Origin of the sequence: Streptomyces monashensis (assembly GCF_001866665.1) — a bacterium.
In the GTDB taxonomy this organism is placed as follows: domain Bacteria; phylum Actinomycetota; class Actinomycetes; order Streptomycetales; family Streptomycetaceae; genus Streptomyces; species Streptomyces monashensis.
This window is the reverse complement of record NZ_MLYO01000167.1, coordinates 1-9,592: the sequence shown is the minus strand read 5'-3', so window position 1 is coordinate 9,592 and position 9,592 is coordinate 1. Positions and strand designations below refer to the sequence as shown.

Below are 9,592 nucleotides of genomic sequence, written 5' to 3'. Positions count from 1 at the left end.
CGAACCCTGGCCCGGGAACACCCACACAACCTTGCCGGGGTCACCGGAGACACCGACCCTGCCGGTGGTCACACCGGCCGGGCTCTCGCCGCGCGCCACCGCGCGCAGACCCGCGAGCGCCTCCTCCTCCGACGAGGCCACGACCACCGCACGCTCACCCAGCAACGCCCGGCCGGAGACCAGCGCCCCGGCGACATCCGCCAAAGGCAACCGACCGGCGTCCTCGACGAACGACGCGAGCCGACCGGCCTGACCCGCCAACGCACCCTCACCACGCGCCGACACCACCAACGGCACCACACCACCCGACGGCCTCTCCTCCGGGCCAGGCTCCGCCGCCTCGTCGGGTGCCTCCTCCAGGATCAGGTGCGCGTTCGTCCCACTGATCCCGAACGACGACACACCCGCACGGCGCGGACGGGTCTCGCGCGGCCACTCCCGAGCCTCCGTCAGCAGCTCGACGGTACCGTCCGTCCAGTCGACCTTCGTGGTGCGCTGCCCCGCGTGCAGCGTGGGGGGCAGCACGCCGTGCCGCAGTGCCTGCACCATCTTGATCACACCGGCCACACCCGCGGCCGCTTGCGTGTGCCCGATGTTCGACTTCAACGACCCCAGCCACAACGGCCGTTCGGCATCACGACCCCTGCCGTACGTCGCCAGCAGCGCCTGCGCCTCGATCGGGTCACCGAGCACCGTACCCGTGCCATGCCCCTCGACCACATCCACGTCCGCCGGGGCAAGCCCCGCATTGGCCAGAGCACCACGGATCACCCGCTGCTGCGCAGGCCCGTTCGGTGCCGTCAGACCGTTCGACGCACCGTCCTGGTTCACCGCACTGCCCCGCAGCACCGCCAGGACCTTGTGCCCGCGCTCCCGCGCCTCCGACAGACGCTCCAGCACGACCAAGGCCACGCCCTCGGAAAGCACGGTGCCGTCGGCGTCGTCCGCGTAGGCCTTGCAGCGGCCGTCGGCCGCCAGGCCGCGCTGGCGGGACATGCCGAGAACACCGATCGGCGAACCCATCACGGCGACACCGCCGGCCAGGGCGAGTGAGCACTCGCCCTGCCGCAGCGCCTGCGCGGCCAGGTGCATCGCCACGAGCGACGACGAACACGCCGTGTCCACCGTGACCGCCGGGCCCTCGAAGCCGAACACGTACGAGATGCGGCCCGAGGCCACGCTTCCCGCGGTGGCGGTCGTGGCGAAGCCTTCGAGTTCCGCGGGCATGCTGGTCAGGGACTCCACATAGTCGTGGATGGAGACTCCGGAGAACACGCCGATGTTGTCGCCCCGGGCCTCGGTCGGGTCGACGCCGGCCCGCTCCAGGGCCTCCCAGGCGGCTTCGAGGAGGAGCCGCTGCTGGGGGTCCATCGCCAGTGCCTCACGCGGCGAGATCCCGAAGAAGCCCGCGTCGAACAGGCCCGCGCCTTGCAGGAATCCGCCCTTGGCCGAGTACGACGTGCCCGCGTGATCCGGGTCGTCGTCGAACAGGCTGTCCAGGTCCCAGCCGCGGTCGTCCGGGAAGGCGGACATGCCTTCGCGGCACTCCCGCACCAGGTCCCACAGGGACTCGGGGCTCGTCACCCCGCCGGGCAGCCGGCAGGACATCCCCACGATCGCGATCGGCTCGTCGGGATCCGTGCCCGCGGCGGGCGCGGCAGGTGTGTCGGCCGCCGCGGCGTCCCCGAGTTCCTCGCGCAGACAGCGGGCCAGGGCCTGCGGCGTCGGGTAGTCGAAGATCAGCGTGGCGGGGAGTTTCACTCCGGTCGCCCCACTCAGCCGGTTGCGCAGTTCCACGGCGGTCAGGGAGTCGAAGCCGATGTCGCTGAATCCCTTGGTGCCCTGTGCCAGTTCGGGACTGGTGAAGCCGAGTACGGCTCCCGCCTCGGCCTGGACGACGGACAGCAAGAGGCTTTCCTGCTGGTCCGGCGAGAGCCCGGCGAGCCGGCGGACGAGCCCGGTGGTGTCTCCGGCGGCGGCCCGCGCCGTGCGCCGGCCGGCCCGCACGAGGCCGCGCAGCAGGTGCGGGACTCCAGCGCCTGCGGCGGCCTGACTGCGCAGCGTCTTCAGGTCCAGTTTGATCGGCACGAGGAGTGCCTGGCCCATGTGCAGGCCGGTGTCGAGGATGCGCAGGCCTTCGGCCTGAGTCAGTGCGAGGACACCGCCGCGGCTCATGCGGGCCTGGTCGACTGCGCTGAGGTGCGCGGTCAGGCCGTCGCTCTGTTCCCACAGGCCCCAGGCCAGGGACAGGCCGGGCAGGCCCGCCGCGCGGCGCTCGGCCATCAGTCCGTCGAGGAAGGCGTTAGCGGCCGCGTAGTTGCCCTGGCCCGCCGAACCCATGAGGGCGGCGGCGGACGAGAACACGACGAACGCGTCGAGGTCGTGGCCCCGGGTCAGCTCGTCGAGGTGACGTACCGCGTCCACCTTGGGTCCGAACACTCCGGCGAGGCGCTCCGGGGTGAGCGTCGCGATCACTCCGTCGTCCAGCACACCTGCGAGGTGCAGCACGCCGGTCAGGGGGTGCTCGTCCGGTACGGATGCCAACAGTGCCTCGACGTCGCGGCGTTCGGAGACGTCACAGGCCACCACGGAGACCGCCGCGCCCTGTTCGGTGAGTTCGGCAACCAGGTCCCGCACGCCGTGGGCGTCCGTGCCCCGGCGGCTGGCCAGCACGAGGTGTCGTACACCGTGGCGGGTGACGAGGTGCCGGGCCACGAGACCGCCCAGGGAGCCGGTGCCGCCCGTGATCAGGACCGTCCCCTCGGGCTCGAACACGCCCGGCTCGTCCGGCACTTGGCCGGTGACGCGGGCGAGCCGGGGTGCCGACAGTGCCGTGCCGCGCACCGCGACCTGCGGCTCGTCGCCGGCGAGGACCGCCCCCAGCACGGGCCCCACGGCGTCGTCCGCGGCCGGGTCGGCGTCGATCAGAAGGATTCGGTCCGGGTTCTCGGCCTGCGCGGCGCGAGCAAGACCCCACACCGCCGCTCCGGCCGGGTCGGTCACCACACCGTCACCGGCGGGCACCGCGCCCCGGGTGTGCACGACGAGACGGGTCTGCTGCAGCTCGTCCGCGGCCAGCCATGCCTGCAGTACGCTCAACACCCGTGCGGTCAGGGCGAGTACGGCGTCCTCGCCGGCACCGCCGACGGCCTGCAGCACCGCCACCGCCGGAACCTCGCCGGCAGCGGCCATGACCGCCACGTCCTCGGCCGTGGCCACCGGCGCCCAGGCCGGCGCGGGCACGGTGTCCTGGGCCGGGGGCAGCTCGATCCATTCCACGCCGAACAGGGCGTCGCGACTCTCGTCGGCCGCCGCGGCGTCGAGCTGGTCTGCCGAGACCGGCAGGGACACCAGTGAGTCCATGGTCACGACCAGACCGCCGGTCTCGTCGGCGGCCTGGAACGACAGCGCGTCCGGGCCGCACGGCGCGACCCGCACGCGCAGCGCCGAGGCGCCGGCGGCGTGCAGTACCAGACCGTTCCACGCGAAGGGCAGCACCTTTCGGTCGTCGTCCGGGTTGGCGAAGGCGTTGGTGTGCAGGGCGGCGTCGAGCAGCGCCGGGTGGATGCCGAACTTGCCCGCTTCCTGCCGCTGTTCCTCGGGCAGGGCGACCTCGGCGAAGACCTCCTCGCCGCGCCGCCACACCGCCCGCATGCCCTGGAACGCGGGCCCGTAGGCGTATCCGCGATCGGCCAGGTCGCTGTAGAAGTTCTCGACGTCGACCGGCTGCGAGCCGGGCGGCGGCCACGCGGCGAAGTCGACGTCGGCCTGGGGGGCTTTCGGCGCGGCGGACAGGAGCCCGGTGGCATGCCGCGTCCACTCGCCCGTACCGCCCTCGCCCGCGTCGTCCTCGCGCAGGGAGTACACGTCCACGGTGCGGGTGCCGGTCGTGGCCGTTCCGCTGACGGCGACCTGTACGCGCACCCCGCCGCGCTCGGGCAGCACCAGCGGCGCCTCGATCACGAGTTCTTCCAGGACGCCGTAGCCGAACTCGTCGCCGGCGCGGATGGCGAGGTCGACGTAGGCCGTGCCGGGGACGATGACGACGCCGCCGATCGCGTGTCCGGCGAGCCAGGGGTGCGACTGCAGCGAGAGGCGCGAGGTGAAGACCAGGCCGTCGGACTGCGGCAGTTGCACCACGGCGCCGAGCAGCGGGTGGTCGGTCGCGGCCAGTCCCAGCGAGGCCGAGTCCGTGGCCGTACCGCCCATCTGGATCCAGTAGTGCTGCTGGTCGAAGGCGTACGTCGGCAGGTCCACACGGGCCGACGCCGCCGCGGCGGGCAGCACCTTGGCCCACTCCACGGGCACACCGCGCACGAACAGCTCGGCCATGGAGGAGAACAGGCGGCGCAGACCGCCTTCCTGACGCCGCAGGGAACCGGTCACCACCGCGTTCACGTCGCCGTCGGCGTCGTACACGATCTCCGTGATCGGCTGGACGAGCACCGGGTGGGCACTGACCTCCAGGAAGACATCGTGCCCCTGGCGGATGAGTTCGGCCACGGCCGGTCCGAAGGCGACCTGACCGCGCAGGTTGCGGTACCAGTAGCCGCCGTCCAGAACTCCGGCCTCCTCGACCCAGCCGCCACTGACGGTCGAGTAGAAGGGGATCGTCGGCGCCTGGGCGCCGATCCCGGCCAGCGCGTCGGCGAGGGCGTCGCGGATCTGCTCCACGTGCCGGGAGTGCGAGGCGTAGTCCACGGCGATCCGGCGCGCCCTCACGCCCTGGTCCTCCAGGGTGTCCAGCGCCTCGTCCAGTGCCCGTGCGTCGCCGGCGATCACCACGGAGTTCGGGCCGTTGACGGCCGCGACCTCGATCCGGTCCGACCAGCGCTCCAGGCGGGCGACCGCCTCTTCCTCGCTCAGTGCGACCGAGGCCATGCCACCGTGTCCGGCCAACTGCTCGCCAATGGCCTGGCTGCGCAGCGCCACCACCTTCGCCGCGTCCTCCAGCGACAACGCCCCCGACACACACGCCGCCGCGATCTCACCCTGAGAATGGCCCACCACCGCATCCGGCAGCACACCCACCGACGACCACACCGCCGCCAAGCCCACCATCACCGCGAAACTCGCCGGCTGCACCACATCCACCCGCTCCAGCAACTCCGGAGCAGCCTCCCCACGCAACACCTCGACCAGCGACCAGTCCACCCACCGCTCCAGCGCAACCGCACACTCCCCGATCCGCTCCGCGAACACCGCAGACGAATCCAGCAACTCCCGGCCCATACCCACCCACTGCGAACCCTGGCCCGGGAACACCCACACCACCTTGCCCGGCGACCCCGAGCCGGAGACGACATTCACCGCGCTCTCGCCACGCGCCAGCGCGCGCAGACCCGCGAGCGCCTCCTCCTCCGACGAGGCCACGACCACCGCACGCTCGCCCAGCACCGCACGGCCCGTCACCAGGGCGCCCGCAACGTCGGTGAGCGGCGTGCCTGTTCCGTTCCCGAGGAAGTCCGCGAGCCGCTCCGCCTGGGCCGCCAGGGAGGTGCCGGTGCCCGCCGAGACCACCAGCGGCACCGCGCCGGCGGGCGCGGCTTCCTCCGTGGCGGGCTCCGGCTCCTCCTGCGGCGCCTCCTCCAGGATCAGGTGCGCGTTCGTTCCGCTGGCGCCGAACGAGGAGACACCGGCGCGGCGCGGACGATCGCCGCGCGGCCACTCGCGTGCCTCGGTCAGCAGCTCCACCGCACCGGCGGACCAGTCCACCTGGGGGGTCGGCGCGTCCACGTGCAGGGTCGCCGGGAGCACGCCGTGCCGCAGCGCCTGCACCGTCTTGATGACACCGGCCACACCGGACGCCGCCTGCGTGTGCCCGATGACGGACTTCACCGAGCCGAGCCACAGCGGCTTCTCCGGGTCCCGGCCCCGCCCGTACGTCGCGAGCAGCGCCTGCGCCTCGATCGGGTCGCCGAGGACCGTGCCCGTGCCATGGCCCTCCACCGCGTCGACGTCGGCCGGGGAGAGCCCGGCGCCCGCGAGGGCCTTGCGGATCACGCCCTGCTGCGCGGGGCCGTTCGGTGCGGTCAGGCCGTTGGACGCGCCGTCCTGATTGACGGCGCTGCCACGTATCACCGCGAGGATCCGGTGTCCGCGTTCCTTGGCCACCGACAGTCGCTCCAGGAGCAGGACGCCCACGCCCTCGGCCCAGCTGGAGCCGTCGGCGCCGGCGGCGTACGACTTGATGCGTCCGTCGAAGGCGAGGGCCCGCTGCCGTGCGAAGCCGACGAACCCGCCCGGTGTCGCCATCACCGTGGAGCCGCCCACGAGCGCCATCGAGCACTCGCCGCGTCGCAGCGCCTGGGCGGCGAGATGCGCCGCCACCAGCGAGGAGGAGCACATGGTGTCGACGGTGACCGCGGGGCCCTCCAGTCCGAGGGTGTAGGCGACGCGTCCGGAGGCGACGCCGCCCGCGGTGCCGAGGGCGCGTTCCAGGCTGAGGAAGTCCTCGTGGCCGCTCAGGTCGGGGGCGTAGTCCTGGTGCACCATGCCCGCGAACACCCCGATGTCGCTGCCGCGCACCGAGTGCGGGTCGATGCCGGCGCGTTCGAGGGCCTCCCACGACACTTCGAGCAGTTGCCGCTGCTGGGGGTCCATCGCCAGGGCCTCGCGGGGCGAGATGCCGAAGAACGCGGCGTCGAACCGTCCCGCGTCGTGCAGGAAGGCACCCTCGCGCACATACGTCGTGCCGGGGTTGTCGGGGTCCGGGTGGTAGAGGCCGTCGAGGTCCCAGCCCCGGTCCTCGGGGAAGGGGGTGTAGACGTCGGCGCCCTCGGACACCGCCCGCCACAGGTCCTCGGGGTTGCGGATCCCGCCGGCGTAGCGGCAGGCCATGGAGACGATCGCGATGGGCTCCGTGGCCGCGGCCGCGAGATCGCTGTTCTCCTGCTGGAGCCGAGCGTTCTCCTTCAGCGAGGCGCGCAGTGCCTCAACGATCTGTTCGTCCGGCGCGGACATACCCATCCTCCACGATTCCTTCACCATCAGTGGTCAGCTCGTCTTGCCCAGGGCCCGTTGCACCAGGCCGGCCAAGTCCATCGCGTCGATCAGTTCCTCCGCGTCGGCGGTCGCCGACGCCCCGGCAGCCGACGCGTCCGCGTCCGGGTGCTCGTCGTTGTCGTCCTCGCCCTCGTCGGCGAGGCCCAGCAGGGTCTCCAGGACGCCGGCCTCCTTGAACCGGGCGAACGGAACGGCCGCCAGCACCCTCCTGAGGTCGTCCTCACGGGCTTCCGGACCGTCGTCGGCCTCCCGCAGCAGCTCGGCGCGCAGCAGTCCGACCAGCGCCTCCGGGGTGGGGTAGTCGAAGATCAGCGTCGCGGGCAGCCGCAGGCCGGTGGCCGCGTGCAGGCTGTTGCGCAGGTTCACGGCGGCCAGCGAGTCGAAGCCGACCTCCTGGAAGGCCTGGCGCGGGCCGATGCCCTCCGCGCCGCCGTGGCCGAGGACGGTCGAGGCGTGGCTGCGCACCAGGCGCAGCAGGATGCGGTTCTGCTCGGCCTCGGACACCGCCCGCAGGGAGTCCGCGAGGGACGAGGCCGCGTCGCTGTTCTCGCTCGCGCGCTGCGCCGCCTGGACCACGGCCTGCGCCTCGGACAGGTCGGCGAGCAGGGGGCTGGGACGGACCGAGGTGAACGCGGGGACGAACGCCCCCCAGTCCATGTCGGCCACCGCCACGAACTTCTCGTTGCCCCGCACCGCCTGCACCATCGCGGTCACCGCCAGCTGCGGTGCCATGGGGAGGACGCCGCGGCGACGAAGCTGGGCGAGGGCCGCCTCGTCCATGCCCACGCCTATCTGGTCGAGTGCGCCCCAGGCGAGCGACGTCGCCCTCAGCCCCCGGGCGCGGCGCCATTCGACGAGGGCGTCCAGCACGGCGTTGGCCGCTGCGGACGGGCCCTGGCCGCCGCCGCCCCACACTCCGGCGATCGAGGAGAACACCACGAACGCGTCGAGGGGCGTGTCCTCGAACCGCTCGTCGAGCCACAGCGCGGTGTCCACCTTGGCCGCGAACACCTCGGCGAGATCGGCGATTTCGGTGTCGTCGATGGAGCTGGTCCGGGTGATGTCGGCGGCGTGCACGACCGCGGTGAGCGGCTGATCCACCATGGACGTCAGGCGCGCGACGGCCTCCCGGTCCGCGTCCGCGCAGAATTCCAGCGTCGTGCCGACACCGAGCGCGGCCAGCTCGGCCCGTAGCTCCGGCACGGCCTGGTCGGGCGCGTGCGCGGTGGTGGTGATGACGAGCCGGTCGGCGCCGGCGAGAGCGAGCCACACCGAGACGTGTTTGCCGAGCCCCTCGGCGCCGCCGGTCACCAGGACGGTGCCCCGGGGCTGCCAGCGGGCGTCGGCGGCCGCCTCCGGCACGGGCTTGCGGACCAGTCGGCGGCTGTAGACGCCCGAGCGCCGTACCGCGAGCTGGTCGTCGCCCGCGGCGCCGTTCAGCACGCCGAGCAGGTACCGGGCCGCGCGCGCGTCCGTCGTGACGGGCAGGTCGATCAACCCGCCCCACCGGTCGGGCCGTTCGAGTGCGGCGGCCCGGCCGAGGCCCCACAGCGCCGCCTGGGCGGGTGAGGTGAGAGTGTCGTGAATGCCGATGTTCACCGCACCCTTGGTCAGGCACCACAGGGGCTGGGTGACGTTGCGGTCCGCCAGGGCCTGTACCAGCGCGAGCGACGACGCCGTGACCGCCAGCGGATCCTGCGGCCCGCCCGCCGCCTCCAGGGCGAGCAGCGACAGCACTCCGGTCAGCTCGTGTTCGGCCAGGACACCGGCGAGCCGCTCGGCGAGCCGCTGCCGAGTGCGGTCGTGCTCACCGACCTCCAGCCGGACCATGCCGAGCCCCTGACCGCTCAGCTCCTGCAGCAGAGCGTCGATCGCCGTGTCGTCCGCAGGCTCGGACGGTACGACGACCAGCCAGCGCCCGCTGGGCACACCGGCGGCTTCGCGTTCCAGCGGCTGCCAGGTGACGTGATAGCGCAGCTTCTCCGCACTCGACTGCTCGCGCCGCTTGCCGCGCCACTGGGCGAGGACGGGTACGACCGTACTCAGCGCGGTGCGCTCGTCGACCGACGCCACCTCCAACAGCTCGGTGAGCGAGTCCACGTCGGCCTGTTCGACCGCCTGCCAGAAGTCGGAGTCCGCGCCTTCGGAGACTTCGACGGCGTCGGCCACGTCCGCCTCCCGCAGCCAGTAGCGCTGGCGGTCGAAGGCGTACGTCGGCAGGTCCACGCCCGCCGACCCGACCGCGGCAGGCAGGACCCCGGCCCAGTCCAGGGGCACACCACGCACGAACAACTCCGCCATCGAGGCCAGCAAGCGGTGCAGCCCCCCGTCCTGACGCCGCAGCGAACCCGTCACCACCACGTCCGGATCGCCATCGGCGTCGAAGACGGTCTCGCTGATCGGCTGGACCAGCACCGGATGCGCACTGACCTCCACGAACACCCTGTGACCCTGACCGAGGAGATCGGCCACGGCAGGACCGAACCCGACCTGACCCCGCAGATTCCGATACCAGTAGCCGCCGTCCAGGACACCTTCCGCCGCCACCCACGCGCCGGTGACGGTGGAGTAGAAGGGCAGCGTCGGC

2 protein-coding genes are annotated in these 9,592 nt (G+C 72.8%); both read right to left on the bottom strand.

Annotation, left to right across the window (positions count from 1 at the left end; all coding sequences use genetic code 11):
* On the bottom strand, positions 1–6,963 hold a 6,963-nt coding region (locus BIV23_RS44945; protein WP_143079278.1), incomplete at its 3' end, for a type I polyketide synthase.
* A 33-nt stretch (positions 6,964–6,996) separates the two neighbouring features.
* On the bottom strand, positions 6,997–9,592 hold a 2,596-nt coding region (locus BIV23_RS44940; RefSeq protein WP_143079277.1), incomplete at its 5' end, for an SDR family NAD(P)-dependent oxidoreductase.